Genomic DNA, 13898 nt, shown 5'->3' with positions numbered 1-13898 from the left:
TCCTGCGCGTCAGGCGTGCTCACCCCGGCCCGAACGGGCGGCACCAGCTCGCCTACGGTCCGGCGCTCGAGGGCCTACGGCCAGTCGGGAGCGACCGATGCCCAGCCCTCAGCGCCGCGCGCCATGAGCTCCTCGGCGCAGGGAAGCTGGTGCAGCACGCGCCCGTCCCCGCGCGCGAGCACCAAGTTCAGGCACGCCGGGCCAGGACGGGCAACTGGTGGGCGGTGGCAACATCGTGGGGTTTCCGAGCGAGGGCGACGTCGTCTGCGCGGGCAGCGCGGCGATGTTCGCGAGTTCCGCGGTTCCGGTGAACGCATCCTGGCCGACCGTGTGCGGGCGTATCCAGATCACCCCGACCAGCTCGCCTAGCCAACGGCGTGATGGCCGGGCGGGGCACGGTCCACTACCCCAAGCCTGCGGTGTACGCCTCCTTCATCATGCTGACCAGTGCGTCCTACGTCTGCGAGTCCACGGAGCCCCTCAACTCGGCTGTTCGTGATCACAGCCAACCCTGCTACGTCGAGTGCGGTGTCAGGACGATGATTAGCCAGCCCCTTCGAGCGAGTGGGGGAGCGGCACCCTAGCGAAATCGCGGCCATCATCTACCTCCCGGTCCGCGATTGCGCCTGGTGGGCTCTGCCGCCCTGTCCCGACATGTCGGAGCCGGACGGCTCATCGTCGGTTCCTGACATGTCGCTGACTGGCAATGCTCAGCTTCGCAGGGGCCCTTCGCACCGGTAGTTCGAGGTGCCTGCCTTCCGGTCGGGCCAGATCTCCACCTCGCCGAACGAGCAGTTCATGTCAGCGAGGTTGGTCGAGGCCGTGGAGGTGCGGTCGAGCAGGAAGTGATCGACCGTCTCAGACATGTCCCGGAAGACCCTGTCCGGGCTGTCGGCGTCTTGAAGGCGGGCGGTGACCCGGCCGGTGCAGACGAATCGCCGTATGCCCGGGTCTCCGTTGTCGGTGCAGAGCGGCGTCAACCCGGTCGCCGCAGCGAAGGAGGAGCCTACCGCGGCGGCGGTGGCGTCCCGCAGCCGGTCGTTGGGCTGGTACCGGGTGTTCGGCACGAACAGGTCGTCGACCTCGGCGATGCGGGCGTCCAGGAAGCCGTCGTAGCCCCGCTGGACCGCGGTGTCCCGGCCCAGCTTGTCGCGCCAGGCGTCGAAGGCGGCCGGGTCGTCGGCCCTCAAGTGTTGATACATCTCCCGCAGCCTGGCAGGGCGTTCGCTCCACAAGTAGGTGAAGAACGTGCCCGCGTAAGCGTAGAAGCGGAAGCCGTCGCTCTCGTAGGCGGCGTGCAGCAGCCGGTCGACATTCATCCGCGGGCGGCCGTTCGCGGTGTCGGCGATGATGCTCCTGACCAGTGACCTGCGTGCGGCGACACCGTCGTCGCGAGTGGCCCCGCCGAAGAACTCAGCCGTCCCCTCGTCCATGGCGGTGGTTCGGTCCCGCTCGTACCAGGGGCCCTCGCCGAAGTAACCGGGCACGGCAAATCGGCCGTTGAGATAGTGCACGTACTCGTGCCGGAACAGTTCCTCCAGGGTGAGCGAGGAGTCCTGCGGGACGCGGCGCTGGTACGTGTAGAAGGTGGCGTTGCGCTCGATGTAGATGCCGCCGTTGTCGGTGTCCATGCCGGTCAGCAGCGGATGGTAGTTCTCGTAGTCCGCGCGGGAGGCATACAGGATGATGACGAGGCTGGTGTTGGTGTCGCCGACGAGCGGCTCCTCGGTGCCCAGCACCCGGTGGAACTGCGCCTTGACCTGCTTGCTCGCATAGTAGAGCTGGTCGACGGCGGCGCGATCGAGGCCGGTGCGCACCTTGATGGCCTCGTTGTCGTAGCGGTATGTCTGGGGGAAGATCTCCCGTTCGATGTCGTCCTTGCAGACGGCGTAGGGCCTGCAGGCTCCGTAGAAGTCGAGCCAGGACGCGAGCCGCGCCCAGGGCGCGCTGCCGCGACCGAAGTTACGGACGACCGGGGTGAGGAGCGCACCGAGGTCCGGCACGATCGCGGGTGTCAGGGGTGCGATCTGCCCGAAGCGGCCGTACTCGGCGAGGGCGTCGCGCGCGACCCACTCGTTGGGCGTTCCCTTGAGGTGGGTGTAGGTGGAGAACGCGCGGAAGGCATCGCGGTAGGGGGCGTTGCGGGCGACGAGCGTGTGGAAGGCGGTGTCGTTGTTGCCCGGGTAGACGCCGAGGTAGTTCACGGAGAGCGCGGCGAGGGCCGCTCCTCCCCAGGAAGGGTCCTTGTAGGTGATGGTGTGGTACTGGTTCATGGTGGCCAGCACCTTGCGTATCAGGTCGAGTTGTGAATGGCGCAGTCCGGTGGCGCTGCCCGCGTAGAGCGTCTCGCGCAGCGACTCGGCGTTGGTGCGCGTCGCGTCGAAGGACCGGCGGGCGGTGCCGAAGGCGTGGATGGCGCGGCGCATCGCCTCGGTGGTGGGCGGGTCGGTGACGTCGATTTCACTGCGGGAGAAGTCGTGGTAGGCCACGGCGTGCAGGTAGGTGAGCATCTCCAGCAGGTGGCTGCCGTTCCTGCCGTCGTGGGCGGCGGCCAGGGCCGAGATGCGGCGGGACACGGCTTGGACGTGCACATCGGACATGACCGGCGTCAGACGCGCGTCCCAGGTCCAGAGGAGGTCGCGCAGACAGCCGTCGGAGGTGACGGCCGGGTCGGCGAGGAAGTCGGCGAACTGCTCCGGTCCTAGGCGGTTGACGTCGTCGAGGGTGCACGCGAGGGCCGTGGAGGGCGTAGCCCTCGCGTCTTCGGCCGTCTTGGGGGTGGTCGGCGTCTGCGGGCCGGGAACGCGGATGCCGGCATTCGTGCCGGGTGCGGGTGCGGGCCGCCGCATGGGCCGTGGTGCGGAGGCGAGACGCTCAACCTCGTCGTGTGGGTGGTCGGCAGGGACAGCCGGGTCGGTGAAGTTGCGGGACGGGGGCGGTACGTGCGCCTCAGCGGTGGACACGTTGCAGAGGACGGCCCCGAGCAGCGTCACCGTGGCGAGTGCGGCGAGGAGGGCTCTGCGGAGAAAATGACGGCTGCCGTTAGATCGCTGGGACACCTGCGGCTCCTGTGTCGGAGGTGGGGGATGGGTCCTTGCAGCGGTGCGTACGGCGCGGCAGACACTGACGGGTGCATGCCACTACTGTGTGACGTGCAACATAGTAATGTGACATTGCACTGACAATCCCTCAGTCGGCACGGGATCCGGAGGGCTACATTCCCGGGGGTACCGGAGGACGCCGACCGGCCGCTGTCGGCCTCGCCGTCCGGGTAACAGGAGGGTCACCCCGTTACCGTGCCGCCGGTGGCTGGTAGCGCCCCCGCCACGCCGGCAGCGTTCCGCCCGCCGCACCGCGGCCCGCCTCGCTCTTGTCGGTTGCGCGGCTGTCGCCGCTGAAGCACAAGAACCTCAACCTGCCGGGCCGCTACAGCTTCACCGCCTCCGTCCCCGCGGCCGGGAGTCTGCGCCCGCTGCGCGACCCGGACGCTCCCGGACTCGACGACGACGAGGGCGGAGACGGACTGGCCGGGCTGCTGAACGACGCCGAGCACCACCTGCTGGGCACGCCGGACCAGTGCCTGGCTTACCTGGGGCGGTGGGCGAAGCTGCTGCACCGGCTCGTGGGACACCGGTGATGAGTCCTCCCGCTACCTCGTGCAGGACGCCTGAGGCCCGCTCCCCGCGATCGTGACATGGCCAGGACCGTGCTGCGGCGGCGCGGGCCGGAGCTGAGGCTCTGGCCGCCGAGTGCGGCGACCCGCGCCCGGCCGGAGGTCCGTCACATCCCTCCGTCAGGGCGCCTGGGGACTTCCGGTCCCGTGGCGGCTTGTCAGGGCCTGGGCAGCGGCAAGGCCGGTCACGTGTGGATGCCGCAGTGCTGCCTGCCGTCGTAGACGTGCAGGGTGAACGTCTCCTGCCTCGGCTGGCCCGCCTCGTCGTACGCGGACAGCACAGTCTTGATCCGCTCCCGGAGTCGCACGGGGCCGCCCTCGCGGACCTCCCACCGGCCCTCGCGCGGGGTGAGGGTGGCGGCCGAGCCGGTGACGACGTCGACCAGGTGCACGACATCGCCGACGGTCGTCATCTGCGCGTCCGACGCGGCGCACTGGGCGAGGAGACCGAAGGTGGAACGCCTCCTCGGTGGCGGCCGTGGTCCGCTCCGGGGAGTCCCGGGCCGCCCGGCCGATGGCGGGTAGGCCCGCGGCCCGTGGGCGGGGTGGCCGAACGCCGGCGCCGCGTGGGGGCGGGCGGACATGAAAGAGACGGTGCCGCCCAGCAGGTGGCCCTCGGCGGTGCCGTCGCGGTTCACGGTGAGCAGGACGCGGGCGTATCCGTAGAGTCAGCCCGAGAGGGTGAACAGGATCTTCCCGCCCGGCCGGGCCTGGGCGAGGAGGGCGGGCGGCACCGGAGACGAGCCTCCGCACCGCCGACGAGCTGGTGGCCGACGGCCTGGGCGACGACGTCCCCGAGCAGATCCCGGAGCCGGTCGTGTCCAGCCCGTGGCGGACCGGGGGACGGGCCCCGGCCACGGGTGACGACCTGGCCGTACAGGAAGGGACCAGCCCTGGCCGTGTGGTCACACGGGGCTGCGAGGGTGGTAGGCCGTTCTCCTGCCCGATTCGCCTCGCTTCTGAAATCGCGGGCCGCAGCGATGGCTTCGATCAATGTGTCCTTGCGGGCGGGACGTGGGGGCACAGTTGCGCGGCCCGGCCACGATTTTCCGGAAACGACGTCGTCATGTCCGTGCTCCGCCTGGAGCGCAGCCGGCCGCCCGGCGGATCCGTACGGGGCTCAGGACATGCTGCCCCGGCACACCGTCCCCGGGGCCGGGGTGCGGCCCGTGCGGAGGTATTGATCGACCGCCCCCTTGACGCAGCGGTTCTGCGGGTATGTGCCGTGGCCCTCCTCCTCGGCCTTCAGGAGCACGCCGACACCGTCGCCCAGGGCGTGGGCCATGTGGCGGGCGCCGGGGTATGGGGTAGTCGGATCGCCGGTGCCGCCGACCACCAGGATGGGGGCCGCGCCGTCGGCGTTCACCTGGCGTGTGGCGCGCTCGCCGTCGAACGGCCAGTCGTAACAGAGGTAGACGCCGGTGGACCAGGCCGCGCCGAAGACGGGGGAGGCGGCTTTGATGCGGGCCTCGTCCCTGTCGAGACGTTCGCAGCCGGGGCGCAGGCTGGAGTCCGCGCAGGTGATCGCGGTCTGGGCGACGCGGCTGCTGTCGGGCGGGGGCGCCGCGTCGTCGGCGGAACCCATGTCTGCCGCGCCGTTGCTCAGCGGAAGGCCGTCGTTGTGGTCGATCAGCGCGGTGAGGGCCTTGGCGAGCGGGGACGCCGTCGTCTGGTCGGCCGGCGGGCGCACGATGCGCTGCCATCCGCGGCTCCGGGAGTTCCTGTTGGAGCAGTTCGAGCACCGAGACGACCATAGCTGCGCCGGATCCGCCGGGCCCTCGGCCAGCTCCTGGCCGGCGAGGGCCACGGCGAGGAGGCCATCGAGGTATTGAGCAGGCCGGGTGGCCTGGTAGGCGACCCGCCATCAGGGTCGACGCCTGTTCCTGGAGTGAAGCGCTTGCTGCTGGGGCTGATCTGCCACCACAGACGCCGGCCGCTGTGCGAAGCCATCTCTTCGAGCCTTTGGTGCTCTCATCTATAGCACCATGTTGCTAAGGCTGAACACTGCGAACAATCGCCCCCTGCATGAGCAGGTGGCCGGTGCCATCCGACGTGCCATTGCTGAGGGGGAGTGTGAGCCGGGTGACCGGCTTCCCCCAGCACGGGACCTCTCCCATGCGCTGGGAATCAACGTGAATACGGTTCTGCGTGGTCTTCGAGCGCTGCGTGACGAGGGAGTGTTGGAGTTCCGGCGCGGCAGAGGCGTGACGGTGACCCATGGGGCGGCTGAACGCTCGGTGTTGCTGGATCACGTCCGTGATGTCGTGGCCGACGTGGCGCGCCTCGGATACAGCAAGAAGGATCTCATCGACATGATCAGGGGGATTTCGTGATCGACCGTGCGGGACGCAGGAGCGCTGCGGCGTGGGGTGTCACCGGCTGGGTGTTAGGGATCCTGGCGCTGCTGGTGGCGTTGCCGCTCGTCGCCGGCCACCGGCTTCCGGACCGGCTGGCGACGCACTGGGACGCCGGCTCGGGCAGGCCCGACAGTTCCATGCCTTTGTGGGCGGCGTCGCTCTTCCCGGCGCTGATCTGGGGGGTGGCAGCGGCGCTTGTGGCGCTGGTGTGGTGGCGGGCCCGTGTCACTTCGAGCGGCGGAGTAGGGGGGTGGGCCGGCGCGACGCTCGGATTTGGGGGTGTGATGCTCCTGGGCGGCCAGGCCTCTGTGGTGCGGGCGAATCTGGACCGCGCGGACTGGCGCGAGGCGGACTCGGTGACGTTCTCTGTCGTCGTGACGCTCATAGCGGCTGTTGGTGTGGGCGCGGCCGCCTTACTGGCCAGTCGCCGCACTCCGGCCGTGGTGCCGACAGGAGGCGGACCGACCATGGAGATTCCCGCAGGAGAGCGCTTCGTGTGGCTCTCCCGCACGTCCAACCCCTGGCTCCATGTGACAGCCGCCGTGACAGGTGTCGTAGCAGTGGCCGCCGTCGTGGCGGGACTCGGGGGTTTGATGGGGGCTGAGGCTGCCCTGCTGGCCGGGCCGTTTGCTCTTGCCTCTGTCCTGGTGCTCGGCTTCGCCTCGGTGCAGGCACGGGTCAGTGAGCGAGGCCTTGAGGTGGCCTTCGGGCCGCTGCGCTGGCCGGCGCGACGCTGGGCGGCCGATGGCATTGCCTCTGCCCGCGTCGAGACGCGTACGCCTTCCCAGGTCGGTGGCTGGGGATACCGGCTGGGCGGGCTGGGCACAACTGTGATGCTGCGCAGCGGTGAGTGTCTGGTAATCCGCACCCACAATGGCAAGGACTTTGCGGTCAGTGTCGACGATGCCGAGCGTGGAGCTGCCCTCATAAACTCCATGAACGCTCGACGTTCAAGTTGATAGCCGGTCCTGGTCAGGTGATCCCCGCACCTGACCAGGACCCCTTCTGAGCGAATCGCCCATACCCCGCTCTTTGGTGACGGGTGAAGTGAAATTTTTGAGTCCGCGATCGTTGTTCGGCCACTGACACGGTGCGCCCTGGGGGGCGGTGTTCAATCAATCTGTTACTGGTGGCTGTCATTCCTTGTGCGGTACTGATCAAATATGAGTGCGCGCTCGGTGACTCCCGCAGAAGTGGAGGGGGTTCCGTATCCCTCGGTGAAATGGAATGGGTTACGCGCCAGCCCTCTTCCGCCCTCTGTGCGATTATCCGGGCGCACACCGTCCAGACGCCAGCGCACTCGGCACTGAGGCAAGTCCCGCAGCGTCTGCTCAGCCGCCTGTCGCGTAACACGGGTCGAGGTCCCGGTGATCTGCAGCTGGAGATCACCATGGGACCGCGCGGGATCCAATAGGTCGCCGGTGAACGACGGCATTTGCTTGAGCTGGCGTGGCCTGTCTGCCTCCAGGGCCAGCGCGCTCTCACCCAACGCCAGCCAGGCGGTGATCTCTCCGCCGTCAATCGCAGCGACAGCGTGGTGGGCAGCGCGCAGGGCGCCGAGGCGGCCTTGGCCGTCTACTAAGTGCAATGAGATGACGTGCGCATGAGGGAGTGGTGCCGTACCACGCAGCGGGGCGGCAATATGGTCTTGCCGGATGGGCGGGCCCTCCCAGGCTGTGAGGCGTGAAGCGATCAGCCCGCCGGTTCCTGGGACGGCGACGGCCACCGTGCCGCCGATGACGGCCCGCCTGCTCACCTGCCTCACTTGTCGCCTCTTTCCTTGGCTCCGGCGGACTGCTGAGCTTGATCCGCGAGGAATTGCAGTAGCTCGGCGGCGGCGCGGGCGACATCAGGGTCTACCGATGCTGTCAGGCTCTCGAAGACGTGCCGTCCTGCCAGGACGGCCTCCTGAGTCGCTTTTTCCCACGCGACCTGCTGGGCCAGGTGGGTGTCGTGCCGGGAGGAGAAGGCCTGTGATGCAGCACTCCACTGCCGTCCGGTAAATACCTTCCGAAGGAGTTCAAGTACCTCTGTCTTGCAGCTGACGTGGGGCGCACCGGCCAGTTCAATGAGGAAGGGCACGGTGGGGGCCGTCGCCTCTTGCACGACGAAGCCCCTTTCGCAGACAAGGTCACCCAGTTCGTCCACGGCCCGCCGTGCCGTGTCCCGGTCGGACCATGCTGCTTTGGACAAGAGAGCCGGCACCGTACGTGCTGTTGACTCTCCGGCTGCCTGGAGGCGTGTCCACTGCACGCGTTGCAGATCACTAAGGATGGTACCCATGTCGTTTCCCGTTTCAGGAGGCGCCGGTGATGCTCAGCCGCCTCATGAGACGCTGGCATGCGGGATATAGGGGACTCCAAGACCGGGCGAAGCCCCGTCGGCCGGGGCAGGACGGGCAGCGAACACCACCTGATCACCGACGCCACCGGTATCCCACTCGCCGTCACCCTGACCGGCTGCAACCGCAATGACGTCACTCAGCTCATTCCGCTTGTGCAAGCTGCGCCGCTGGTGCGAGGCAAGCGCGGCCGGCCCCGACGCCGCCCGGACGTGTTACTGGCCGACCGCGGCTACGACCACGACATACCGCCGTCTCGTCTGGGGATCTCGGCGTGAAACCGATGATCGCCCGCCGCGGCACCGAGCAAGCTTCCGGCCTGGGCACCCAACGCTGGCTCGTGGCGCGCGCGTTCGCCCACCTGCACTGGTTCCGCCGCCTGCGGATCGGCTGGGAGATCCGCAGGCGGCATCCACGAAGCCCTCCTCACTCCGGGGTGCAGCATCATCTGCTGGCGTCGGCTCAAGAACCACCATGCCTGAGGCCAAACGACGGCGGCTGTCTACAGCGAGACCTTCCGCTCGTCGGCCTTGAGGCCGCGGAGTGTCCAAAGTCCGTACAGAGCCAACAACGGGTTTGACGAACATCCACTCGCCAGGGCGGTAGTCATCCGCGCGCGCCAGCCTGTCCGCAAGATCGGGGCGCTGCCGCCGCAAGTACGCACGGGCCTTGAGCGCATGAGCTGGCTGGGAGGCGATCTTGATGCGATCCACGTCTTCAAGCAGTGGGATCACGTTCACGATGTTCTCCCAGGTCGTCGCGCTTTGATCTTCGAGGAGCACCGTGCCGTCGAACTCAAGCACTGACTTCGCGTAGTCAGCCATCAGATGGGCCTCCGTGGCGCCGCTGCTGGTCGCACCGCCGCTGAAGATCACGCAGGTCCCATGCGCCCCGTCAGCGCCGATAAAGCGGATTCCAGCACGGACTCGCCATCGGTTGATCAAATTCGCCGTCGCTTGTGGATTCCGGTACCCCAACACCACTACGGCCGCGGAAGCGCCCCCGCTACTCCCCACGACCGCCCGAGACCAGCGCCAGTTCAACCACTCGCCCCAGACCAGGGCCGCAACCCCGGCTGTCGCCAGTCCTGTCCTTCGCCGCATGCGGCGACTCCAGGACACCTCGGTATCGGGCCGCGGAGGAACCAGCCACGCTAGAGACGACGCATTCTGTTAGGAGTTGTACGTGGTGGGCGAGCACCCCACGGTTCGGCCGTCCGGCCCCGGCCAGCAAGATCACGTTCTCCAGCTCGAGTACTAGCCGTGGAAGTTGATGTAGCCGTTGCCGTCGGGGTCGTCGCTGCGCTGGTGTTCTTGTGGACGTTGGCGCGGCTGCCTGAGGGCTTGTACAGGTAGATGGTGTCCTTGTCGTTGTTGCACAGGAAGTTGCAGTTGGCGCGGTAGTCGACGTTGTGGGTGTCGGCGTCCGGGTCGTGGCCGCCGCGCAGCTTCACGTGATCGCCGGGCTGCAGGTAGTGGTTGGCGGTGAAGGTGAAGCGATTGCCGGTGGCGTCTTTGACGACGTAGCCCTTGAGGTTGTGCGTCGAGCGGGAGGAGTAGTTCTTCACCGTCAGGTACTCCTCGTCGGTGTTGCCCGAGGAACAGCTGTTGGAGTCCCGGGCGCGTCGTACTGCACTCGGCGGATCTTCAGCGCCGAGCTGTACTCGGCGGATCTTCAGCGCCGAGCTGTACTCGGCGGCGTGTGCGGGCACGAAGGGCAACGAGGTCTGTGCGCCGCCGCAACAGGGGCAGCCGAGGCGAGGGTCGTGCGCAAGAGCGGGCTGCCCATGGTTGAGCGGGTGGTGTCGCCTGTGCAGGAAACGGCCCTGGGGCCCGCGGTTGCGCGGAGACGATGACCTTCACTCGTTCGAAGGATGCAGGGTACGTCCGCCTGAGGCGGGGGAGGCCCGGCCACCGGCGCCACCTGCCTCCAGTTGATGCTTCTGGGCCGTGGCGTGTGGTGAGAGGCGAGGTTCCGGCGTTGGGTGAGGCCGGAACGACCCTGCCGATACGGGCTCTTCATCCGCAACACGCGGGCGGCCGCGTCGTTATTCCGTGTAACACGTTGAGGGACCGAGTGCGCTCTCGGCGAGAACTCCTGGGGAGATGGATCAATGATCGAGGTTCTGCGGTGCTGGCTGCGCCGGGTCGTGGTGTTCGCGGCGTCGGTCGCGGTCTGCCTCTCACCGGCCCACGCCGGTGCGGTCGGCAGCGGGCCGGTCCTTGACATGAATTTTCCCGATCCGGACGTGGTCAGGGCGCAAGGTGTGTTCCACGCCTATGCCACGAGCGGAAACGGCAGGAACGTGCAGCGGGCCACATCACGTGATCTGGTGCGCTGGTCGGCCGCCGCGCGTGACGCGCTGCCCGTGCTGGGTGCGTGGGTGGATCCGCATGAGCCGCGGGTGTGGGCGCCTGAGGTGTTCGACAACGGCCGTGGTTTGACCCTGTACTACACCGCGCACCACCGGGTCAGCGGACGGCAGTGCATCGGCGTCGCCCTGTCCGCCGGGCCGCAGAGGCCCTTCCGCCCAGTGGGCGAGGAGCCACTGATTTGTCCCGTGGAGCAGGGAGGCGCCATCGACGCGGCCCACTACAGCGAGGACGGGCAGCGGTATGTGGTGTGGAAGAACGACGGGAACTGTTGCGGCATGCGGACCTCGCTGCACCTTCAACCCGTTTCCGGGGACGGCACCCGACTGCAGGCCGAACCGGTCACGCTGCTGACGCAGGATCGGGAGTGGGAAGGCGACGTCGTGGAGGCACCCACGCTGATCAAGCGGGGCCAGCAGTACGTGCTGCTGTATTCGGGCGGGCCGTACCGCACGGACGACTACGGCATCGGGTACGCGGTGGCCGACCGTCTCACCGGCCCCTATGTCAAGGCGGACGCGCCGCTGATGACGACGGGCACTCTCGCGGGCAGGGTACGGGGCCCGGGTGGTCAGGATGTGGTGGAGGGTACGGACGGCCGGGACCGGATCGTCTTCCATGGTTGGAACGCTGACCGATCGCAGCGCATGATGTATGCGGCGGGTCTGTCTTTCAGTAACGGTCGGTTGACCGTGGATACTGGTCCGGTATCGCCGTGATCGGCATAGCCACATGATTGGTCGTGTGGCCCGCCGGCGGTCCGTACCCCTGAAGGGGACCGGGCGACGCGCTGGGCGCTGTCCAGTCTGCCCGGCTTCGGGGCGCGTGCCTACCCCGCTTAAAGCTGCCGAGCCCCGGAAGGTCCCGGGGCTCGGCGGGTTGTTCAACGGCCGGTTCTCTCACGCCGTACAGACCTCGCCGGGCCTCACCGCAAGACGGTGTGGTTTTGACGGCTCGGGCCCGTCCGGTCGGTCAGCACCTTGCGCTGATCCAGGCATCTTCGACGGTGTGCAGATCACCGAGCCGCTTGGCCATGCCGGCTTCGACACATGCCCAGCTGACGTGACCGTCGACCCACTTGATGGTGATGCGTGCCGGGGCCCAGGTGCAGTTGTAGTACCAGTCCCCGTACTGCGGGACGCCCTTGTGGTGCGAGAAGCCGCACGGCCAGGACGCCTTGGCGGTCGGGACCGCGGCGGGCCCGGCCGGCGAGGCAGAGGCGGCCTGCCCCGGCGCCGCGAAGGCGCCGAAGGCCAGCACGGCAGTTACGCCGAGCAGAGCGAGTCGGTTGCGCACGAGTTGCTCCTTTGGGACGTGTGTCGGTCGGCGGGTCAGGGGCCGGGGCACTCGTACGCGTAGTTCGCCTCGATGTTCTCCTGGAGTGTCGAGATCCAGTGGTACCGGGCGGACTGACCGGGCGCGAGGGCCTGGCATGCGGGGTCGACGTGGTAGTCGAGCTGGACGGTGACCCGGTCGATGTGGCGCCCGCAGTCGTTGCGGACGTCCGCCCACCGGTTGAAGATCGTCGGGTGGCCGCCTCCCTGGGCGGTGATCACCAGGCAGGCGGCGCGCGGGCTGGCTTCCACGGGTGCGGCCTCCGCCGCGACCGGGACAGGTGCGGCGGCAGCGGGTGCCCCCGCGCCGAGCCCCCATCCAGTGACAGCGAGCGCGGCAAGGGCAGGCAACAGCGTGTGTACACGCATGTCGGCGTTTCCTTTCACTAAGAGGTGAGACGGCCTCAACCGGCGCACGCCGGCACGGCCAGGGACGACCGGTGCGCTCACCCCTGGAGGTGATCTCCGCAGCCGGTACGCCGAGTTTGCAGCCATTGGTGACTTATGGCCATGCGGTCCCGCTTGCTTCAGCTATTTCGGGATCCATACATTTCTGACCTGCTGGGACGTCTGTGTCCCGGGACTTGAAGCAGTCGGCAGAACACCCATTTGCGCGCCTTCGGAGACCACCGTGACGACCGGCCGGCCACCCGCATCTCCCTCCCCCGCACGTCAGCTGGGGCAGGCACTTCGTGAACTACAGCAACGCTCAGGGCGCACTCTGCGCACCCTCGAACAGCAGGTCGCCATCAGCGACTCATCGCTCTCCCGCTACTTCCGGGGCGACACCGTCCCACCGTGGACAGTCGTCCGCGACCTGTGCCAGGCGCTGGGCGCCGACCCGGCCCAGTACCGGATCCTGTGGGAAGCCGCCGACCGGACCCGCCCGAACGATGCCCCGAGCACGGCCGCCCCCGGCCCTGCCCCGGCAGCCACACCGCAACCCGCACCCAGCACACAGCGGCGCCCAATGCGTGCGCTTCTCACCGGCCGGTGGACCTTCGCAGCCGCCGGAGCCACAGTAGGCATGCTCGCTGCCCTGCTCGTCGTGGACAGTTCCCCCACTGCACCTGCAGCACACGGCTCGGTCACCGAACAGCAGGGCGAAGGCGGCGCCCCATCCAACCCCCGTAAGCCCCCGCCCACAACCCAGATCTTCATCAACAGAAGCACTGGGAGCTGCCTCGACGACAGCCTCGACTACGGGCTGCGCTCCTACAAGTGCAATCACCTGCCCTACCAGTGGTGGACCCTCCGCACGCTCTCCGACGGCACCCGCCAGATCCGCAACCAGGCCACCGCGAGGTGCATCGCCGACACCCGCACCGGCCTGCGCATCCAGGACTGCACCGTCTCCTCCGCCCAGCACTGGACCATCGACGCGGGTGGCGACGACGCCATCACACTCAAGAACGCCGTGACCGGACACTGCCTGGACGACAGCACCGCGGGACTGCGCACTCTGCCGTGTGCCGACACACACCACCAGAAGTGGGCCTGACCTGCAGAACCCAGCCGTCCGCTCCTCAGTGCCACGACATGTGCGGCAGGATGCCACGGCCGAAGATGCCTCAGCACTATCCGCAACCGATCCATGTCGATTCGGCCGTGGTCCAGACCGACGTACATCGCTCCGTGCCCACGAAGATGCCCGGCAGCAGCGTCGATCCCCCGGCAACCTCACCGCCACGTCCGCACACTCCAGATCACCGAACGACTCCCCGCCCCTAGGCCGTTTCTGATGGCTCTTGGACGGTGTCTCGGAGCCAGATGACGATCGCGGTGACGGTCAGGGTGCCGTTGAAGATGTAGTCGCGTTTG

12 protein-coding genes and 4 pseudogenes are annotated in these 13898 nt (G+C 68.3%); 7 read left to right on the top strand and 9 right to left on the bottom strand.

Annotation, left to right across the window (positions count from 1 at the left end):
• Window positions 1-710: 710 nt before the first annotated feature.
• Window positions 711-3059 (bottom strand): collagenase, encoded by a 2349-nt coding sequence (locus AB0937_RS35270; RefSeq protein WP_366717769.1) that lies wholly within the window; start codon window positions 3057-3059, stop codon window positions 711-713.
• A gap of 311 nt (window positions 3060-3370) precedes the next feature.
• Between AB0937_RS35270 and AB0937_RS35265 the strand changes: the two genes are divergently transcribed.
• Window positions 3371-3637: a hypothetical protein gene (locus AB0937_RS35265; protein ID WP_366717767.1), complete on the top strand. Its 267-nt coding sequence runs from the start codon at window positions 3371-3373 to the stop codon at window positions 3635-3637.
• Window positions 3638-3858: 221 nt separating this feature from the next.
• Here AB0937_RS35265 and AB0937_RS35260 read toward each other — a convergent pair whose 3' ends face one another.
• Window positions 3859-4311, bottom strand: a complete 453-nt coding sequence (locus AB0937_RS35260; protein WP_366717765.1) for a hypothetical protein — start codon at window positions 4309-4311, stop codon at window positions 3859-3861.
• Window positions 4312-4793: 482 nt separating this feature from the next.
• The gene (locus AB0937_RS35255; RefSeq protein ID WP_366717763.1) at window positions 4794-5363 is read right to left on the bottom strand and encodes an alpha/beta hydrolase; all 570 of its coding nucleotides are present in this window, start codon (window positions 5361-5363) and stop codon (window positions 4794-4796) included.
• Between the two features lie 295 nt (window positions 5364-5658).
• Between AB0937_RS35255 and AB0937_RS35250 the strand changes: the two genes are divergently transcribed.
• Window positions 5659-6006 (top strand): GntR family transcriptional regulator, encoded by a 348-nt coding sequence (locus tag AB0937_RS35250; protein WP_366717761.1) that lies wholly within the window; start codon window positions 5659-5661, stop codon window positions 6004-6006.
• Window positions 6006-6989, top strand: a complete 984-nt coding sequence (locus AB0937_RS35245; RefSeq protein WP_366717859.1) for a DUF1648 domain-containing protein — start codon at window positions 6006-6008, stop codon at window positions 6987-6989. Before AB0937_RS35250 ends, AB0937_RS35245 begins: the two co-directional genes overlap by 1 nt.
• Window positions 6990-7153: 164 nt before the next feature.
• On the opposite strand, the gene AB0937_RS35240 is transcribed toward AB0937_RS35245, so the two are convergent.
• The gene (locus AB0937_RS35240; RefSeq protein WP_366717857.1) at window positions 7154-7756 is read right to left on the bottom strand and encodes a Dyp-type peroxidase domain-containing protein; all 603 of its coding nucleotides are present in this window, start codon (window positions 7754-7756) and stop codon (window positions 7154-7156) included.
• Window positions 7757-7791: 35 nt separating this feature from the next.
• On the bottom strand, window positions 7792-8313 hold the full coding sequence (locus tag AB0937_RS35235) for a hypothetical protein (protein ID WP_366717759.1): 522 nt from the start codon (window positions 8311-8313) through the stop codon (window positions 7792-7794).
• Between the two features lie 69 nt (window positions 8314-8382).
• Here AB0937_RS35235 and AB0937_RS35230 point away from each other — a divergent pair.
• Window positions 8383-8853 (top strand): annotated as a pseudogene (locus tag AB0937_RS35230) (transposase); the annotation flags it as partial.
• 20 nt (window positions 8854-8873) lie between these two features.
• Here AB0937_RS35230 and AB0937_RS35225 read toward each other — a convergent pair.
• Window positions 8874-9474, bottom strand: a pseudogene (locus AB0937_RS35225) (YdcF family protein).
• Window positions 9475-9627: 153 nt separating this feature from the next.
• A pseudogene (locus tag AB0937_RS35220) lies at window positions 9628-10159 on the bottom strand (lamin tail domain-containing protein).
• Between the two features lie 325 nt (window positions 10160-10484).
• Between AB0937_RS35220 and AB0937_RS35215 the strand changes: the two are divergent.
• On the top strand, window positions 10485-11462 hold the full coding sequence (locus AB0937_RS35215) for a glycoside hydrolase family 43 protein (RefSeq protein WP_366717757.1): 978 nt from the start codon (window positions 10485-10487) through the stop codon (window positions 11460-11462).
• A 253-nt stretch (window positions 11463-11715) separates the two neighbouring features.
• On the opposite strand, the gene AB0937_RS35210 is transcribed toward AB0937_RS35215, so the two are convergent.
• Together AB0937_RS35210 and AB0937_RS35205 are read right to left on the bottom strand one after the other, a co-directional pair.
• The gene (locus AB0937_RS35210) at window positions 11716-12039 is read right to left on the bottom strand and encodes a hypothetical protein (RefSeq protein ID WP_366717755.1); all 324 of its coding nucleotides are present in this window, start codon (window positions 12037-12039) and stop codon (window positions 11716-11718) included.
• Window positions 12040-12074: 35 nt separating this feature from the next.
• Window positions 12075-12446 carry a hypothetical protein gene (locus AB0937_RS35205; RefSeq protein ID WP_366717753.1) on the bottom strand — a complete coding sequence of 124 codons (372 nt, stop codon included), beginning with the start codon at window positions 12444-12446 and terminating at the stop codon, window positions 12075-12077.
• A gap of 262 nt (window positions 12447-12708) precedes the next feature.
• Here AB0937_RS35205 and AB0937_RS35200 point away from each other — a divergent pair.
• Together AB0937_RS35200 and AB0937_RS35195 are read left to right on the top strand one after the other, a co-directional pair.
• Window positions 12709-12915 (top strand): annotated as a pseudogene (locus tag AB0937_RS35200) (helix-turn-helix transcriptional regulator); the annotation flags it as partial.
• Between the two features lie 189 nt (window positions 12916-13104).
• Complete coding sequence (locus AB0937_RS35195; RefSeq protein ID WP_366717855.1) at window positions 13105-13578, top strand: RICIN domain-containing protein; 474 nt, start codon at window positions 13105-13107, stop codon at window positions 13576-13578.
• Window positions 13579-13898 lie beyond the last annotated feature (320 nt).

The organism is Streptomyces sp. NPDC047880 (assembly GCF_040706515.1).
Lineage (GTDB): Bacteria > Actinomycetota > Actinomycetes > Streptomycetales > Streptomycetaceae > Streptomyces.
This window is presented reverse-complemented; position numbering and strand designations above follow the sequence as displayed.